Annotated in this window: 15 protein-coding genes, 1 riboswitch and 1 other annotated feature; of the genes, 11 read left to right on the forward strand and 4 right to left on the reverse strand. The window is 41.6% G+C overall.

Going from position 1 to position 17,752, the window contains the following annotated elements; translation table 11 throughout:
- Positions 1-301 precede the first annotated feature (301 nt).
- Positions 302-405, reverse strand: a riboswitch (TPP riboswitch).
- Between the two features lie 145 nt (positions 406-550).
- The 3 genes from AU377_RS00725 (at position 551) to brnQ (ending at position 6,379) form a co-directional block, all read left to right on the forward strand.
- On the forward strand, positions 551-1,711 hold the full coding sequence (locus tag AU377_RS00725; protein WP_067402603.1) for an exonuclease SbcCD subunit D: 1,161 nt from the start codon (positions 551-553) through the stop codon (positions 1,709-1,711).
- Positions 1,708-4,785: an AAA family ATPase gene (locus AU377_RS00730; protein WP_067402606.1), complete on the forward strand. Its 3,078-nt coding sequence runs from the start codon at positions 1,708-1,710 to the stop codon at positions 4,783-4,785. The genes AU377_RS00725 and AU377_RS00730 overlap by 4 nt, the downstream gene beginning before the upstream one ends.
- Positions 4,786-5,017: 232 nt before the next feature.
- Positions 5,018-6,379 carry a branched-chain amino acid transport system II carrier protein gene (brnQ, locus tag AU377_RS00735; RefSeq protein WP_067402609.1) on the forward strand — a complete coding sequence of 454 codons (1,362 nt, stop codon included), beginning with the start codon at positions 5,018-5,020 and terminating at the stop codon, positions 6,377-6,379.
- Positions 6,380-6,483: 104 nt separating this feature from the next.
- Here brnQ and AU377_RS00740 read toward each other — a convergent pair whose 3' ends face one another.
- The gene (locus tag AU377_RS00740; protein WP_067402612.1) at positions 6,484-7,149 is read right to left on the reverse strand and encodes a GntR family transcriptional regulator; all 666 of its coding nucleotides are present in this window, start codon (positions 7,147-7,149) and stop codon (positions 6,484-6,486) included.
- 351 nt (positions 7,150-7,500) lie between these two features.
- On the opposite strand from AU377_RS00740, the gene AU377_RS00745 reads away from it, so the two are divergent.
- From AU377_RS00745 to AU377_RS00755, 3 genes are all read left to right on the forward strand, one after another.
- Complete coding sequence (locus AU377_RS00745; RefSeq protein ID WP_067402614.1) at positions 7,501-8,088, forward strand: 3D domain-containing protein; 588 nt, start codon at positions 7,501-7,503, stop codon at positions 8,086-8,088.
- Positions 8,089-8,198: 110 nt separating this feature from the next.
- Complete coding sequence (locus AU377_RS00750) at positions 8,199-8,747, forward strand: DUF4825 domain-containing protein (RefSeq protein ID WP_067402617.1); 549 nt, start codon at positions 8,199-8,201, stop codon at positions 8,745-8,747.
- Positions 8,748-8,750: 3 nt separating this feature from the next.
- A complete protein-coding gene (locus AU377_RS00755) occupies positions 8,751-9,473 on the forward strand; it encodes an SDR family NAD(P)-dependent oxidoreductase (RefSeq protein WP_067402619.1) in 723 nt (240 codons plus the stop codon).
- A gap of 41 nt (positions 9,474-9,514) precedes the next feature.
- On the opposite strand, the gene AU377_RS00760 is transcribed toward AU377_RS00755, so the two are convergent.
- Positions 9,515-10,102: a class I SAM-dependent methyltransferase gene (locus AU377_RS00760; RefSeq protein WP_067402622.1), complete on the reverse strand. Its 588-nt coding sequence runs from the start codon at positions 10,100-10,102 to the stop codon at positions 9,515-9,517.
- The gene (locus tag AU377_RS00765; protein WP_172794002.1) at positions 10,099-11,067 is read right to left on the reverse strand and encodes a TIGR01212 family radical SAM protein; all 969 of its coding nucleotides are present in this window, start codon (positions 11,065-11,067) and stop codon (positions 10,099-10,101) included. The genes AU377_RS00760 and AU377_RS00765 overlap by 4 nt, the downstream gene beginning before the upstream one ends.
- Before the next feature lie 125 nt (positions 11,068-11,192).
- Here AU377_RS00765 and AU377_RS00770 point away from each other — a divergent pair, with 125 nt between their 5' ends.
- The 4 genes from AU377_RS00770 (at position 11,193) to leuS (ending at position 16,676) form a co-directional block, all read left to right on the forward strand.
- On the forward strand, positions 11,193-12,377 hold the full coding sequence (locus AU377_RS00770; protein WP_067402625.1) for an MFS transporter: 1,185 nt from the start codon (positions 11,193-11,195) through the stop codon (positions 12,375-12,377).
- A 152-nt stretch (positions 12,378-12,529) separates the two neighbouring features.
- Complete coding sequence (locus AU377_RS00775; RefSeq protein ID WP_067402628.1) at positions 12,530-13,216, forward strand: CoA transferase subunit A; 687 nt, start codon at positions 12,530-12,532, stop codon at positions 13,214-13,216.
- Positions 13,217-13,235: 19 nt separating this feature from the next.
- Positions 13,236-13,895, forward strand: coding sequence for a 3-oxoacid CoA-transferase subunit B (locus AU377_RS00780; RefSeq protein WP_067402631.1), 660 nt, complete (start codon positions 13,236-13,238; stop codon positions 13,893-13,895).
- A gap of 95 nt (positions 13,896-13,990) precedes the next feature.
- Positions 13,991-14,212 (forward strand) — a binding site (T-box leader).
- A gap of 49 nt (positions 14,213-14,261) precedes the next feature.
- A complete protein-coding gene (leuS, locus tag AU377_RS00785; protein ID WP_067402634.1) occupies positions 14,262-16,676 on the forward strand; it encodes a leucine--tRNA ligase in 2,415 nt (804 codons plus the stop codon).
- Between the two features lie 86 nt (positions 16,677-16,762).
- On the opposite strand, the gene AU377_RS00790 is transcribed toward leuS, so the two are convergent.
- Complete coding sequence (locus AU377_RS00790; protein ID WP_067402637.1) at positions 16,763-17,284, reverse strand: hypothetical protein; 522 nt, start codon at positions 17,282-17,284, stop codon at positions 16,763-16,765.
- Between the two features lie 226 nt (positions 17,285-17,510).
- On the opposite strand from AU377_RS00790, the gene AU377_RS00795 reads away from it, so the two are divergent.
- Complete coding sequence (locus AU377_RS00795; protein WP_067402640.1) at positions 17,511-17,747, forward strand: hypothetical protein; 237 nt, start codon at positions 17,511-17,513, stop codon at positions 17,745-17,747.
- Positions 17,748-17,752 lie beyond the last annotated feature (5 nt).

The following is a 17,752-nucleotide window of genomic DNA, read 5'->3' on the forward strand; positions in this document are numbered from 1 at the left end:
GCAACTACTTCGGAACTCTACCCAGGGGTCATTCCCTCTGCCGTAGGAATCAGCTGATTACCTCTCTCTGTCATTGTGTCCAGCCTGAATCCTCAGCCGTAAAGCTACAACATTCTCCCATTCGTGCTTTAGGACGGCTTACTGTAGAGAGAGTGGTAGTCACGACAGGACGTCATGACCTCGGATCATCCCCCACACTGTCCTCATATGCTGGAATCTCTGCTTCAAGCAAATCAAAAACCCACTCCTTGAAGAAGTGGGTTGTAGACAATGAGATAAGTAGCCAGACTGGCAGAATTTACTGTCTTCGTCACCTCTTCCTTACGCTGGAATTATCCAGTTCAAGTTATAAGGGTCAGGCACTACGCCTATCTCAGCTCTTGTCGAGCACCCCCAGGGTGGTTCTTATGCAATTGGACTCAAAACTATTATAGGCATAGAAGTACTAGAAGGTCAACTGTGTTTTTGGAATAGTTCGAAAGGTATGTGTATTTCATTTCCAGGAGACGTTCTGTAAAATAGAAGTAAAGCGTGTAAAGGGGAGAGATTTTTGAAGTTTTTCCATACAGCGGATTGGCATTTAGGAAAGCTTGTTCAAGGTGTCTATATGACCGAAGGGCAGCGTTATATCCTCGACCAATTCATTGAAGCGATTGAGGAAGAAAGACCTGATGCAGTCATTATTGCAGGTGATTTATATGATCGAGCTGTCCCGCCGACTGAAGCAGTTCAATTGCTGGATGATGTACTTGAGAAAATTACGTTAGATCTACAAATACCTGTACTTGCCATTGGCGGCAATCACGACAGTCCAAGCCGTTTGCATTTCGGCAGCAAACTCATGCGGGCAAACGGATTTCACATTGTGGGTCAGCTGACAAAACAGATGGAACCAGTTGTGCTCAATGATGAATATGGTGAAGTCCATTTTCACCTGATCCCATTTGCAGACCCGTCTGTTGTGAAGCATCTTTATCAAGATGAAACAATCGTGGATCATCACAGTGCGATGGCAAAAGTCATTGACGGGCTACGTCCGCAAATGGCAGAAAAGGCACGGCATGTTTTTGTCGGACATGCATTCGTTACACCTCATGGTGAAAGTGAGAACAATACGAGTGATGCTGAACGGCCGCTCTCAATCGGAGGGGCAGAATATGTATCGGCGCAGTTATTTGAACCGTTTCATTACACTGCGCTTGGACATTTGCATCAAGCGCATTATGTACATAATGAAACCATCCGTTATGCAGGTTCACCGATGAAATATTCTATTTCTGAAGAGCACCACGTAAAAGGTTTTTTAATTGTTGAAATGGATGGCGACGGTCAGGTGAACATTGAAAAACGCGAACTTACACCTCAACAAGATTTGCGTACGGTTGAAGGGACTTTGGATAACCTATTACGCCAACCGATCAATGAGGATTATGTCTTTGTAAAACTGTTGGATGAAGCGCCAGTTTTATTTCCAATGGAGAAAATACGTTCTGTTTTTCCAAATGCAATGCACGTTGAACGCAAGGTCATTCTGAAAGCGACAATGGAGTCTACAAAAGAGCAGCAAATTGAGCATGTAAAGCAAGATGATCACACGCTCTTTAAAGCATTTTACGAGGAAATGAAAAATGATGTTCCGGATGAAGAAACGGAAGCATTATTTGCTGAAGTACTACATGAAGTGATGAATAAAGGGGGTGGCCTGCATTGAGACCGATTCGTTTAACAATGACAGCATTCGGGCCATACAAGGATACTGAAGTCGTCGATTTTGAGGAGCTGAAAGACAATCGATTATTCGTTATTTCGGGGGCGACAGGGGCGGGCAAAACAACCATTTTCGATGGGATTTGCTTTGCGCTTTATGGTCAAGCCAGTGGACAAGACCGGGTTGATATTCGAGCAATGCGCAGTGATTTTGCGGACGACGCCGTTCAAACGACCGTTGAATTGACCTTTGCGATCCATCAACAAGTGTATCGGATTTCGCGGCAAATTCCTTACACGAAAAAAGGAAATAAGTCAGAAACGGTGGGACAATGCGAGCTTTATCAACTAACGGAAGAGGGAGAAACTCCTTGTGTCGACCGGCAAATTGTTTCGGAAATTAACCGGAAAGTGGAACAGCTAATTGGCTTTACACAAGCACAATTTAGTCAAATCGTCATGCTTCCGCAAGGTGAGTTTAGAAAGTTTTTAACGTCCGACACGGATAATAAAGAAGCGATTATGCGCAAAATATTTAAAACAGAACCGTATCGTGAAATCGTTGAACGACTCAAAGAGAAAAGAGAGGAAGCCTATCAAAATTTAACAAAGCAAACGCAAAAGAGCGAAGGGATGATCGGCCAAATATCAACTTTATTGCCAACGCGCGAATCTTCCATTTTTACGACCTTAGAAAATGAACATTTTAATATGCATCAAATCATAGAAGGGTTAGAAGAAGAACATCTTTTTTATAAAGCCAAAACAGTTGACGATCAAAAGCGTTATGAAAAAGCGCATAAAAAGCACACGCAAGAAGTGGACGCTTATCATCACGCGAAAGCGATCAATGAACGGTTTGAAGAGCTGCGTGAAAAGCAGGAAGAATTGACTCAACTCACAAAAGCGTTACCGACAGTTGAAGAGCGGGAGCGCCAATTAACGGAGGCAGAGCGTGCGGCGGCGATAGAGGAAATTGAAAATCAGTCCAATTCTTTTAAAGACGAAGTAGTTTCAAAAGCCGAACACCTTGAAAGAATGAAAGTTGCCGTGACAGAAGCGGCCCGACGAATGGAACAAGCCGAACTTCGTTATGATGCGGAGGTAAGGCGTGAGGCAGAGCGAGAAAGGTTAACAGAACGTCTCATTCGTTTACAAGAATTTTTACCGGAAGTTTCAAGCTTGTCTTCCAGAAAAGAAAGTTTGGAAATAATGGAAAAAGAAAATTTGCAGATGGAAGCCGATTTAGTGCAGCTAGCGAAAAAGGTGGAAATTGAAACTGATCAACTAAAGACGATAAAAGAAAATATTGACCAATTGGACGAGCTGCTTCTCACTTATGATGCTACGATCGATCAATATAATGAAACGGTTGAGCAATGTAAGAAGTTAGATGAGTTTGTGCAAATGCAAAAGCGCTATGATGCCTTATTGATTGAAAAGGAAGAAAGTGAAGCGCTGTATAAAAAGAACAAAGCACAATATGATGTAATGGAACAGCAGTGGCTGGATGAGCAAGCCGCCTTTTTAGCGGCGTCGCTTCAAGAAGGAGAAGCTTGCCCGGTATGTGGAAGCGAGCACCATCCTTTGAAATCCCATAAAGAAGCGGAAGAGACTGTTTCAAGAGAGCGATTAAAGACTGAAAATACGCAGTTAAGGAAAAGGGAAAGCGACTTTCAGAGGATCAGCGCTCAATTCGATCTGGCTTCGGAACAATTGTCTATAAAAGAAAAAGAGATAGAAGGTTTAAAAAGTAAAACCGACAGAAATGAGCTAGAACAAAACAAAATGGCTTTAGAACAAAAAGTCGCCAAACTGAAACAGGCAAGGGAATTTCAAACAAAACAAAAGGAAAGCTTAAAAAAACAAGAAGTTTTCGTTGAGACAATCACTCAACAACATCATCAACTAGAACGGGACTTATTTGAAAATAAATCTTCTTATAACACGCAGGCGGCATTGCTTGAAGTTACGCTGCAAGCCATTCCAGAAGGAGTCCGGAATTTAGAAGCGCTAAAGCAACAAATCGCACAGACAGCAACACTGAAAAATGAAGGGGAACTTGCATGGAAAACCGCTCAACAGGAGAGGGAGGAGGCTGCCAAGCAAAAAGTCACAGTACAATCTGCTCAACTGCATGCCGAAAAAAACTTACAAGAAGTGCAGAATAAAAAAAATCATGCAGAAACAAGGTTTCAAAACGCGCTAGAAACATCAGCATTCCCCTCGTTAGCGGCTTACCAAGCGGCAAAAATGCCGGAGTACGAGCGGCAGTTGCTAAAAGAGAAAATTGTCGCTTTTAACCAACAGCTTCACACTGTCCGGGAAACCGTGGCGCACTTACACACAGTATTGGAAGGGAAAGCAGTTACGGACCTCACTATTTTAGCTGTGGAAATTGATGAATTAAAAATGCATTATGAGCAGGCGCTAAAGCAATATCATGCATCCGTCGAATTTACGAAAGCTGCGGCTTCGTTACAAGAAAACTTGCTACAGTCGGCAGAGGAAATTGCGGCGTTTGAGCATACTTACGGCAAAATCACCGATTTGTACGATACCGTCAGAGGACAGAATAACAGGAAGCTATCATTTGAACGATTTATCCAAATAGAATATTTGGAGCGAATCTTACAATCTGCCAATGAGCGGTTGAAAGAGTTATCGAATGGGCAATTTGTCTTTATACGAAGTGATCGCCAAGAAACACGGGGGAAGCAAAGCGGATTAGGATTGGATGTTTATGATGCGTATACAGGACAAACGAGAGATGTTAAAACATTATCGGGCGGCGAAAAATTCAATGCTTCACTTTGTCTTGCGCTTGGCATGGCGGATGTAATCCAAAGTTTTCAAGGCGCTGTTTCAATTGAAACTATGTTTATCGATGAAGGCTTTGGCTCATTAGACGAAGAAGCCTTAAATAAATCTATTGATACACTGATCGACCTGCAAAGATCAGGTAGAATGATCGGCGTCATTTCACACGTTGAAGAGCTAAAAGCAGCGCTGCCGGCCACATTGGAAGTAACAAAGTCCACGGGCGGTTATAGTCGAACGAAGTTTATTGTAAAATGATTGAAAGGAAATCTGAGTGTATTGTCAGTACATTCGGATTTCCTTTTTTATCAGAAAGTTATTAATTTAATAGTTTAAATTATTAAAACATTTTAAATGTTCATTGGTTTTATCAGATTTAAGTTTATAATTTTAATGAAAAAAACTTTCTTAATATATTGCATTATGGGACAAGAAGCAGTATGATATTTTAAAGTGATATATTGCATACAAAACTTAAGGAGGAACTCATATGCAAGAAACAAAATTGAATTTTACTTCCTATCTTGCGATAGGGGTTATGCTGTTTGCATTATTTTTTGGAGCAGGAAATCTTATTTTCCCAGCGCAGCTTGGTCAAGATGCGGGCCAAAATTTATGGCCGGCAGTCATTGGATTCCTAATCACCGGTGTTGGACTTCCGTTTCTTGGAATTTTAGCAATGGGCTTTTCGGGAAGCCGAAACTTGCAAGATTTGGCAAGCCGCGTTCACCCGATTTATGGAATCATTTTTACATCTCTTCTTTATTTAACAATCGGACCTTTCTTTGCGGCACCTCGTACAGGCGCTGTTGCATTTGATATTGGGATCGCGCCATTTATTGGGGAAGGAAATATCAAAATAGCGTTATTTATTTTCACATTATTATTTTTCGCATTGACATTGTGGCTTTCTCTCAATCCTGCGAAAATTGTCGATAATGTAGGAAAAATTCTATCGCCAGGTATCATCATTCTTTTATTGGCATTATTAGTCATGGTTGTTGTGAAGCCGATGGGTGCCATTCAAATGCCCCAATCACAAGATTATATAAGTGGTGCTTTTGCAAAAGGATTTACCGAAGGCTACAATACGATGGATGCACTTGCTTCATTAGTTTTTGGAATCATTGTCATTAATGCCGTTCGTTCAATGGGTGTGACATCGCGCAGCGGAATCATGTCTGCTGTCACAAAAACAGGCCTTGTTGCCACGTCGTTCTTAGCACTAATCTATGTAGGAATTGCTTATTTAGGAGCTGTAAGTGTTGAGAAGCTAGGTCATTTATCTTCCGGTGGTATGGTATTAAGCGAAACAGCATCCTACTATTTGGGTACAGTTGGTTTGGTACTTCTCGCGATCGTTATTATTCTAGCATGTTTAACGACTGCGATTGGACTAGTCACTGCATGTGGTGAGTATTTCCATGCATTATTACCGAAAGTTAGCTATAAAATGTTTGTTATTATTTTCACTGCATTTTGTTTTATCATAGCAAACTTTGGTTTGTCAAATATTATTACGTATTCCATTCCGGTTCTTATGTTCTTGTATCCATTAGCAGTAGCATTAATGCTTTTAACGTTCACAGCACCATTATTTAACCATTCGCGTCTTGTGTATGTGTCAGCGACGGCTATTACATTGATGATTAGTACTGTGGATGGATTAAAAACTCTTTGCCAATTGCTAGAAATCGAGTATTTTGATTGGTTAGCGCCAATTATATCATTTTACGAAAGTACTTTGCCGTTCTATGGCGATGGGCTTGGATGGCTGTTACCAGTCGCTATCGTGATGATTGTAACTGGAATCATCGCTCGTCTATTTGCTTCAAGTACAGTGGAAGCATAAATAAAGATCAAAAACGTCTAGTGAAAGATTTTTCGCTAGGCGTTTTTTCATGTAAAGTTTATCTGTAAAAATAAAAATCCGTGAAGAATATTCTTCACGGATTTTTATTTTGCTTCTTCTAATGAATGAAACTCATCAATTGCCCGCAACCAGTTTTCGCGCATAATGGTTGAAGCGTAAGTAGCATTTCGGTCCTTCATTAATTTTATGACTTTTTGATGTTCATCAATCGATTTATCTGTCAAAATGATCGAATTGTGGAAGAACATTCTGCGTACATGCGCTTGAAGCGAAGACAACAATGAAGAGATATATTGATTGTTCGCTGTATCGACGATAATTTGATGAAATTCCTCATCGATTTTTAAAGCGGAAAAATAATCTTTAGAACGAACAGCTTCTGCAAATCGTTCATTTGTATGTTCTAATAGTTCAATGATTTCATCGGTAAGATGTGGAACTGCAAGCTCAGCCGACAGGGCTTGTAAAGCAGCAAGTGGAGGCAGTAAATCGACGATTGATGAACGGTCAACTTCTGTCACTTGCGTTGCTTTACCAGGATACATTTTCACAAATCCCTGCACTTCTAATAACTGAAGAGATTCGCGAATCGGTGTACGGCTAACCCCTAATGCAGAAGCAAGTTCTGTATCGTTCAGCTTTTCGCCGGGGTGTAACGTTCCGTCGATAATCCATTGCTGTAATTGTTTGAATGCGTTTTCTTTCGCAGAAACACGAATAGGTTTTGCGAGATCTGTAGGTACCGGCATGACTGAATCACCATCCTAAAATAGTTGCTACTTTGTAGTATACAGGAAAACGAATAAAATAAAAAGTGCACAATATATTGCATGCGGTATTTCTTTGAATTTTTTATGTAATGTTTCACTTTGTAATAATCTTTCTTTCGACAAAGAGTATGTAAACCCTTTCAAAAGTTCATAGATCTTAAGGTTTCAATTTTGCGAAAGATGTCAAAAGAACGCGTTTTCCATTTCCTTCCTGTTTAGTTTGTAACAATCGATGTTTATTTGTAAACAGATCGGTAGACTATTGTAACCTCATTGTAATAGTCGGCTGTTATTCTAGCAATAGACTAAAACAGCGAGGGGTAGAGAAATTTGAAGAAAATTCTTGGGACACTCATTATAGTAATTGCGTTATTGGTCGGAAGTTCAACAGAAAGCTATGCTGCATCTAGCACATATACTGTTAAAAAAGGTGATTCATTATACAAAATTTCCAGAATGCATAATGTGACTGTTGCGAATTTAAAGTCTTGGAATGGATTAAAATCAGATCTAATTCATCCAAATCAAAAACTTAAAGTTGTAAAGGGTACAACGAAAGCACAAACTGCAAAACCAGTAGCAAAAAAGGTGTCAACAACACCCTCTAGATCGAATGGAGAAAAAGTTGTAAAAGAGTTCGTTGTTTCTGCGACAGCTTACACAGCAAGCTGCAATGGTTGCACGGGCATTACGAAAACGGGTATCAACTTAAAGAAAAATCCAAATGCTAAAGTCATAGCGGTCGATCCAAGTGTCATTAAACTTGGCACAAAGGTTTATGTTGAAGGATATGGCTATGCGGTTGCCGGCGACATCGGCGGTGCGATTAAAGGAAATAAAATCGACGTCTTTTTCCCAACAAAAAGCCAAGCGTATAATTGGGGAAGAAAAAGCGTTAAAATTAAAGTGCTTGAATAATAGCATTCAAAGCTTGTCCGGCAAGAGTGGACAGGCTTTTTTTGTGCATGCATCATATTATTTTAATCCCTTCGATGGTAAACTTGTCAAAAAGGAAAGTGGGGAAAAGAATGGATCGACGAAGACTTCTTCTACTCGGAATCGTTGCGATTGCTATTCCGCTGTTCATCTGGCTGCAATTTTTTGAGATACCGAACAAGGTGGAAATTGGAGAGGAACGTATGCAACAAGACCCGGAACAGCATGAATTTGAAAAGGTTCTTTCATTTGAAAACGATTATATGGGGAATGCATCGAATATCAGCAATCTTTTTGGGGCATTACCGCTCCATCAATATAAAGGAACGCTTGCGCTGAATCCAGAACATCTCTCTTTGACGATGAATTATGAAGTCAGCACCGATGAACTTCAAGGGAAGGCGGAGCAAGCAGTAATTTATAATACGACCGCTGCATTTGTCCTCATTCATAATCTTGAAGAGATCGAAATGCATTTCCAAGATCATTCTTACATTGTCACAAGGGAAAATGTGGCACAATGGTTTGGTAATGATTTCCAGGCATTGCTAGATCCGGAAGTATTCAAGAAAGAAGTGCAAACACCTCTTGTGGAAGGGGAAACGGAAAAAATGTTAGCAGCATTTATGAAAGGAGAATAACAAATGGATGTTTTTATCATCACAGGGGCTTCGAAAGGGATTGGATTTGAACTCTCTAAGCAACTACAAGCAGCAGGAAAAAAAGTGATTGGCATGGCGAGGACGAATCCTGAGAACGCGGACAGCTTTGTTGCGATTGACTTATCGAATACCGAGCAGCTTGAGTCAATCATGGCATCGTGTATTTCGCAACATCGTCAAGAAGCGACTTCATTTACATTGATTAATAATGCGGGAATGGTGGAGCCGATTGGGTTGGTTGGATCACTATCGCCAGAAGATATTTCAAAAGCGCTAGCGGTTAATTTGACAGCTCCTATCATTCTTTCAAATACATTCATTAAACAGTTAAATCATTTTAGCGGAAAGAAAAAGATCGTCAACATTTCGTCAGGCGCCGGGCGAAAAGTGTATGAAGGATGGGGCGTCTATTGTACGACGAAAGCCGGATTGGATCATTTTTCACGCGTTGTTGCGGTTGAGCAGGAAAATACACAGCACCCGGTGTCGATCGTCTCGATTGCACCGGGGATTATTGATACGGGCATGCAGGAAACGATCCGTCAAAGTAATGCTGACCAGTTTCCGTTAATCGATCGGTTCGTTGATTATAAGGAACAAGGTCTATTAAGCAGTGCAGAGGAGATCGCTGCCAAATTGATTCGTTTTATCGAAAGTGATGATTTTGAAACGTCAAATCCGATTGCAGATCTTCGCGAAATCTAAAAAAAGAAGCGTTCACCTTTCACGAACACTTCTTTTTCATTTTATTCCACTAACGTCGGTACATCGAAATCTTTCATCTTCTCCAGCGCAATTAAAAATGGCGGGTTATTCCGCTGATTCAATAACTCATAGCGAATGACATGGACATCCGCTTGATGCAGCTTTTTGACATAAGCAAGCAACGCATCACGCTCTTCTGGGCCACCCTCATGCCCGTCATAAACAGAAATCGTTATTATGCCGCCCTTTTTTAACAAACCAAGCAAAGTGTGAATCGCTTGAATGGTTGTTTTTGGCTTTGTAATAATTGATAAATCGTCGCTGTAGGGCAAGTAGCCGAGATTAAACATCGCACCGCCAATTGGACCTTCGACGAACTGTCCAACTTTGTCGTGGCTCTCGAGCAGGAGCGTTGTTCGGTCATTCAAAGTACCAAGACGAGCAGACGTCGCATCAAGCGCCGCCTGCTGAACATCAAAGGCGAACACATGTCCATCTTCGCCGACGAGCTCCGCAAGAAATAATGTATCATTGCCATTGCCGGCAGTTGCATCGACAACGGTTTCGCCCGGTTCAACCGTTTGTGCAATGAGGTGCTTGGTCATTGGCAACACACGTTTAAGCATCATGACTGTTCCACCACACCTGCATATTTTTTACCTTGCCAGCTGCCGCGTCGTTCGAGTTCCTTGTCGATGCCGTTTAACACTTCCCATTTAGTAACGCTCCACATCGGACCAATCATTAACTCGATCGGGCCATCCCCGGTAATGCGGTGAACGATCATGTCAGGCGGAAGAATTTCTAATTGATCTGCAACTAAATTGATATATTCTTCCTTTTCTAGAAATTCCAGCTGACCTTTTTCATACTGCTTCACCATTGGCGTTCCTTTTAATAAATGCAGCAAATGAATTTTAATGCCTTGCACATCAAGCTTCGCAACTTCCTTCGCGGTTTCCATCATCATGTCGTAATCTTCCATCGGCAATCCGTTAATGATGTGTGTACAAACACGTATGCCATGTTTTCGCAACTTTTCCACACCTTCAACATATGTTGCGAAATCATGTGCGCGGTTTACGAGCGCTGCTGTTTTTTCATGGACAGTTTGAAGTCCAAGTTCGACCCATAAATAAGTACGTTCATGTAATTCTGCCAAGTATTCCACAACATCATCGGGCAAACAATCCGGGCGCGTCGCAATCGACATTCCAACGACACCATCTTGCGCAAGCGCTGCTTCAAATTTTTCTTTTAAAACGGGCAGCGGGGCATGTGTGTTTGTATACGCTTGGAAATATGCCATATACTTTCCATCTTTCCATTTCTGGTGCATGCGATCACGGATTTCCGCGAATTGCACATCAATCGGATCGACCCGATCACCCGCAAAATCACCTGAACCAGCAACACTGCAAAATGTGCAGCCGCCGTAAGCAACTGTGCCGTCGCGATTTGGACAATCAAACCCGCCATCAAGTGCTACTTTAAACACTTTAAAACCAAATTCATCTTTTAAATGTCTAGACCATGTATGGTATCGTTTCCCTTCAGTTGGAAACGGAAATAGATTATTCTCCAAAATTTTCATCTCCTCTAACGGTACATTTTATCACGTTTTGTCATCTGAATAATAGAACATATTTCATAAGACTTGTTCAAATCCTCGAAAAAGCATACACTCGACATATATTTCGGTGAACGGAGGAAATTTTTGTGCCAAAACAAGTCTGGCTGTTAATCATCGGCATGTTCATCAATGTGATGGGGAATTCATTTTTATGGCCCTTAAACACCATTTACATGCATGATTATTTAGGAAAATCTTTGTCTGTTGCTGGGCTTGTGCTTATGGCCAATTCCGCGGCAGGTGTAGTAGGCAATCTATTAGGCGGGTACTTATTTGATAAAATTGGTGGTTATAAATCGATCTTAACGGGCATTGTCATTTCGTCATTGTCGTTATTGGCGCTTGTCTTTTGGCACGGTTGGCCCCATTACGTCTGGTTATTAACAATTCTTGGTTTTAGCGGGGGGATTATTTTCCCAAGTATGTATGCAATGGTCGGAACGCTTTGGGCAGATGGCGGTCGTAAAGCGTTCAATGCGATTTACCTTGCGCAAAATGTTGGCGTGGCAATTGGTCCTGCATTGGCGGGAATTGTTGCTTCTATTAATATTCATTTCATTTTCTCTGCAAATTTATTCTTTTATCTATTATTCTTTTTGCTCGCATTTTTCGGCTATCGTAAAATGGAAATTGCGCCGGATCGGCATACATCCATTATTAAGGAAAAAAAGCGCATTCAAAACAAAGCACCTTTCTATGCATTATTGATAATTACGAGCGGATATTTAATTACGTGGTTAGTGTATTCCCAATGGATTACGACGATCTCCACACATACTTTGTCGCTCGGAATCAGTCTTCCGCAGTATAGCTTGCTTTGGACTGTGAATGGTTTGTTAATCGTACTCGGACAACCGCTCATAAAACCCGTGATCAAGCTATTAGAAGATAAAATTAAATCACAAATGCTAGTCGGTATTTTCATTTTTGCTATCTCATTCATTGTCGTTGCGTTTGCGGAGACGTTTACAATGTTTATTGTGGCGATGGTCATATTAACGTTTGCGGAAATGTTTGTCTGGCCTGCGATCCCGACAATTGCTGATCAACTGGCACCGAAAGGCAGAAGTGGATTTTACCAAGGGTTTGTCAATTCTACTGCAACTGTCGGTCGTATGATTGGTCCGGTGGCGGGGGGTGTACTGGCCGATCAATACGGTATGCAACTAATGCTCTTTTTACTGACCGGTCTGTTGATTATTCCAGTTATTACGACCTTCCTTTATGATCGACCTTTAAAGAAAAATCATTTTTATGAACCGGAAAGCTAATGATAGCTTGCCGGTTTTTTAAAATTCTTTTGTTCAGTTCTAGCCCGTACGCTGCATACACTGACACTATTATTGAAACATTCAATGAACTTTGATTAAATGAAAGGGCAAGGGAATTCTTAAAGTGATGAATGATAAAGGGGGAGTGTCACGTGAAACCAATTTACACATCGGCTAAAGAAGCGGTTGCCGAGATACATGACGGTGCCACATTGATGGTTGGGGGATTTGGTCTAGTTGGAATTCCAGAACAGCTCATTTTAGCACTCGTTGATAAAGGCGTTACTGATTTAACGGTTATTTCAAATAACTGCGGTGTAGATGAGTGGGGACTGGGGCTCTTATTAAAAAACAAACAAATTAAAAAGATGATTGGCTCCTATGTGGGAGAAAATAAAGAGTTTGAGCGTCAAGTACTATCCGGCGAAATTGAAGTGGAATTGACGCCGCAAGGAACATTGGCGGAAAAAATACGCGCGGGCGGGGCAGGCATACCTGCATTTTACACTCCGGCCGGCGTTGGAACGACTGTCGCAGAAGGAAAAGAAACACGTATTTTTAACGGCAAGGAGTATGTTTTGGAAGAGGCTTTGTATGCGGATTTTGCACTCATTCGTGCGGCAAAAGCGGATCGGTTCGGCAATTTAATCTACAATAAAACAGCGCAAAACTTTAATCCGATGATGGCGGCGGCAGGTAAAGTGACCATCGCGGAAGTGGAAGAAATCGTTGAAACAGGCAGTTTAGATCCAGCGATGATTCACACACCTAGCATTTATGTGCAAGGCTTGCTGCAAGCAGAGCAGGAAAAACGAATTGAGCGGTTGACAACTCGATAAGGGAAGGGGACGTTCACGAATGGCATTAAATATAAGGGAACGAATTGCGAAACGAGCGGAGCAGGAAATCCAAGACGGTAACTATGTCAATTTAGGCATTGGCATCCCTACGTTAGTTGCGAATTTTATTGGGGAAGATAAAACAGTCGTACTTCAATCTGAAAATGGCTTGCTAGGCATTGGACCTTACCCAACTGAAAACGAAGTTGACCCAGATTTAGTAAATGCCGGAAAGGAAACGGTTACCGCAATTCCTGGATCTGCCTATTTCTCTAGTGCCGAATCTTTTAGTATGATTCGCGGCGGTCATATCGATGTTGCAATTCTCGGTGCAATGGAAGTGTCAGAAAAAGGAGATCTAGCAAACTGGATGATTCCAGGCAAGATGATTAAAGGGATGGGCGGTGCGATGGACCTTGTGCATGGCGCGAAAAAGATTATCGTTGTGATGGATCATGTCGCAAAGGATGGTTCACCAAAAATTAAAAAGGAATGTTCTTTGCCGCTGACAGGAAAGGGTGTCGTCCAAAAAATCATTACGGAGCGTGCTGTGATTGACGTTACGCCAGAAGGACTCGAATTAAAAGAAGTGTTTGAAGGCTATTCGATTCAAGATGTTGTCGATACAACAGAAGTGCCGCTTATTCAAAATGATGTGAAAGAAAATGTCCGTTTTTGATAAAGGATAGTCGATGAAAGATGGCAACTTCAATGTCGGCTTGTATTTTTTTCACAATTCGGGTACACTGTACGAAAGCGACATGAAACAACATATTTTTTGCTTTGATAAGGAATAGTAATCAGAAAAGTGATCGATAGAGAGCTGACGGTTGGTGCAAGTCGGCGGCGCAATTTTGATGAACTCACCTTAGAGCTCGCATTGGTGAACAATAGTAACTAATTGCCGTTTTCCGCGTTAAGGATTCAAGCTGGGCGACTTTGTCGTCAATTTGGGTGGCACCGCGGGAAAATGCATTTCATGATCTCGTCCCTATTTTTTTAGGGACGGGATTTTTTTATCTTTAAATAGTAGAGGAGTTATAGTATGAGTTACAATCATGGTCAAATTGAAAAGAAATGGCAACAGTATTGGGATGAAAACGAAACATATAAAATGGTAGATGATCCATCCAAGCCGAAATTTTATGCACTAGATATGTTCCCGTATCCGTCGGGGGCAGGACTTCACGTCGGCCATCCGCTCGGCTATATTGCAACGGATATTTTAAGTTCCTTCAAACGGAAGCAGGGCTATAACGTCCTTCATCCAATGGGGTGGGATGCGTTTGGTCTACCTGCTGAGCAGTATGCACTTGACACGGGAAATGATCCGGCTGAATTTACAGCGAAAAATATCGCGACGTTTAAACGTCAAATGAAAGATCTAGGTTTTTCGTATGACTGGGATCGTGAAGTTAATACAACTGATCCAAGCTATTATAAATGGACACAATGGATTTTTATCCAACTGTACAAGAAAGGCTTGGCATATGTCGATGAAGTACCTGTGAACTGGTGTCCTGCACTTGGAACGGTGTTAGCGAACGAAGAAGTGATCGACGGGAAATCCGAGCGCGGCGGTCATCCGGTTGAGCGTCGTCCAATGCGTCAGTGGGTGCTTCGCATTACAGAATATGCAGATCGTTTACTAGAAGATTTAGATGATCTTGATTGGCCGGAAAGCCTGAAAGATATGCAGCGCAACTGGATCGGCCGTTCAGAAGGTGCACAATTAACATTTGAAATCGATGGCACAGATCTATCATTTGAAGCGTTTACGACGCGTCCAGATACGATTTTTGGCGCAACGTATGCAGTGCTTGCCCCGGAGCATAAATTAGTCGAAAAAATTACGACAGCCGAGCAAAAAGAAGCGGTTGAAAACTATTTAAACGAAGTAAAAATGAAGAGCGACCTAGAGCGTACGGATCTTGCAAAAGAGAAAACGGGCGTATTTACAGGTGCTTACGCGATTAACCCGGCAAGCGGCGAAAAAATGCCCATTTGGATTGCGGACTATGTACTTGCGTCTTATGGAACCGGTGCAATTATGGCAGTTCCGGCGCATGATGAGCGTGACTATGAATTCGCGAAGGAATTTGACTTGCCGATCATTGAAGTTGTGGCGGGCGGAGATGTTTCAAAAGAAGCGTATGTTGGTGACGGTGCGCACGTCAACTCTGGTTTCTTGGATGGACTTGGGAAAGAAGAAGCGATTGAAAAAGCGATTGCTTGGTTTGTCGAACAAGGCAAAGGCGAAAAGAAAATTACATACCGCCTGCGCGATTGGTTATTCTCCAGACAGCGTTACTGGGGTGAGCCGATTCCAATTATCCATTGGGAAGACGGCACAATGACAACTGTTGATGAATCAGAACTACCGCTTAAATTGCCTGTGACGGATAATATCAAACCGAGTGGTACAGGTGAATCACCGCTTGCGAATATTGATGAGTGGGTAAATATAGTCGATCCGAAAACGGGTATGAAAGGCCGCCGCGAAACAAATACGATGCCGCAATGGGCAGGCAGCTGCTGGTATTATATCCGCTACATCGATCCGCATAATGATGACATGCTCATCGATCCGAAACTTGCAGAACGCTGGCTGCCGGTTGATATTTACGTCGGTGGTGCGGAACATGCGGTTCTTCACTTATTGTACGCACGTTTCTGGCACAAAGTATTGTATGATATCGGTGTTGTCAAGACGAAAGAACCATTCCAAAAGCTCTTTAACCAAGGGATGATTTTAGGTGAAGGGCATGTCAAAATGTCTAAATCACTTGGCAACGTTATTAATCCAGATGATATCGTACATTCTCACGGTGCGGATACGCTGCGTCTTTATGAAATGTTCATGGGACCACTTGAAGCTTCAAAAGAATGGTCGACAAACGGATTGGATGGCGCACGCCGTTTCCTAGACCGTATTTGGCGTCTATTCGTCAACGAAGACGGTTCACTAAGTGCAAAAATTACTGACACAACGGGCGGTCCACTTGAAAAAGTGTATCACCAAACAGTCAAAAAAGTGACGGAAGACTTCGAAGGCATGCGCAACAATACTGCTATTTCACAGATGATGGTATTCATCAATGATGGCTATAAAGTTGACGAGATTCCGAAAGAATATGTGGAAGGCTTTGTGAAATTGATTTCCCCAATTACACCGCACTTAGCGGAAGAACTATGGGAGAAGCTAGGTCATACAAATACAATTACGTATGAAGCTTGGCCAACATATGACGAAACAAAGCTCGTTGACGACACAGTGGAAGTTGCCGTTCAAATTAACGGTAAAGTCCGCGCAAAAATCGATGTTGCGAAAGATATTACAAAAGAAGACCTTGAAAAAGTCGCGTTGGATGACGAGCATGTCAAACAGTGGCTCGAAGGAAAAGAATTGAAAAAAGTCATCGCTATCCCGGGAAGACTTGTGAATATTGTAGCGAAATAAATTGTATGAACGAAGCCTGTGTCCGAACTTATAAAATGAGTTCGGATACAGGCTTTTTGAATATTCTTTTTAGACGAAGGCAATTTTCAATCCCTGACTGAATTCGCAATGTCTAGTAATAATTCAGATGCATGTTTTGCAGCATTATGATCAAGCATTAAGACATATTGCCACCCATTTTTTTCAAAGGCTAACGTATTAAACCCTTCCAACGCAGTTTCACTAAAAAGTGCCTCATTGCCATCATTTAGCGTAAATACTTTATCAATCTTATCTTCACCAAGCAGGCTCTTATACTCAATCGGTCTTATGACAATTTTATAATGATTTTCCTCATTATTTTGGTTTAAGTAGGTGATTTCAAGATGATCATCTTCATAGCCTTCCAAATCGGCAAATCTTCCGAAAGAGTGCGTGAAAGCAATCGGCGGAATTCGAATGGGTAATGCAATATCACGTTTGTAATGTTGTTTACTATCCATAAGAGCTTGATCCACTTCTTGATAACCGATCTCAAAAAAGGCTTTTTCAAAACGCTCTTCTTTGGTGCAAGCGGAAATAGTCAATAATAGGAAGAACGCAAACAATGATAACCCGGTTTTTCTCATGAAAGACCACCCCTTGCTACTGTATGTGGGGAAAAGACGTATATTAGTATTTACTTTTAACTTGATTCGGCAGATGCCCTCCACTTTCATTTTGATCTAGTTATTTTTCACGTGGGAATTAAATAGTGGAATGTTTACTAAGTTTTAACTAAATTCTGTAATTTTATTGCTTGTCCGTACCAGTTGGCTTATAATGAAATCAACAACGTATGGGGGGAAGATACTAATGAGTAATAATTACGAGATTACATTGAAAGCTTTTAAAGATTTATCTAGTTTCGTTATGGCTGCGCAACATTTGGCGTTTTATGATCCAGACCATCCAGTTGAGGACGAGCTGAGGGAAGCAACGCAAGAAATGCTTCGAATTGTACGTGAAGAGGATCTAAATAGTATGACTCGACACCTTAATAAATTAGGACGTGAAACTGGGTTCATCGCTTCGAATAAAGTTCCGCAGTGATTGTG

This window comes from Sporosarcina sp. HYO08 (assembly GCF_001563475.1).
GTDB lineage: Bacteria > Bacillota > Bacilli > Bacillales_A > Planococcaceae > Sporosarcina.

Excerpts from the sequence above, each read along its gene's own strand:
- leuS (WP_067402634.1), top strand. The coding sequence starts at position 14,262 with ATGAGTTACAATCATGGTCAAATTGAAAAGAAATGGCAACAGTATTGG.
- AU377_RS00780 (WP_067402631.1), top strand. The coding sequence starts at position 13,236 with ATGGCATTAAATATAAGGGAACGAATTGCGAAACGAGCGGAGCAGGAA.
- AU377_RS00740 (WP_067402612.1), bottom strand. The coding sequence starts at position 7,149 with ATGCCGGTACCTACAGATCTCGCAAAACCTATTCGTGTTTCTGCGAAA.
- AU377_RS00755 (WP_067402619.1), top strand. The coding sequence starts at position 8,751 with ATGGATGTTTTTATCATCACAGGGGCTTCGAAAGGGATTGGATTTGAA.
- AU377_RS00760 (WP_067402622.1), bottom strand. The coding sequence starts at position 10,102 with ATGATGCTTAAACGTGTGTTGCCAATGACCAAGCACCTCATTGCACAA.
- AU377_RS00750 (WP_067402617.1), top strand. The coding sequence starts at position 8,199 with ATGGATCGACGAAGACTTCTTCTACTCGGAATCGTTGCGATTGCTATT.
- AU377_RS00790 (WP_067402637.1), bottom strand. The coding sequence starts at position 17,284 with ATGAGAAAAACCGGGTTATCATTGTTTGCGTTCTTCCTATTATTGACT.
- brnQ (WP_067402609.1), top strand. The coding sequence starts at position 5,018 with ATGCAAGAAACAAAATTGAATTTTACTTCCTATCTTGCGATAGGGGTT.
- AU377_RS00795 (WP_067402640.1), top strand. The coding sequence starts at position 17,511 with ATGAGTAATAATTACGAGATTACATTGAAAGCTTTTAAAGATTTATCT.
- AU377_RS00765 (WP_172794002.1), bottom strand. The coding sequence starts at position 11,067 with ATGAAAATTTTGGAGAATAATCTATTTCCGTTTCCAACTGAAGGGAAA.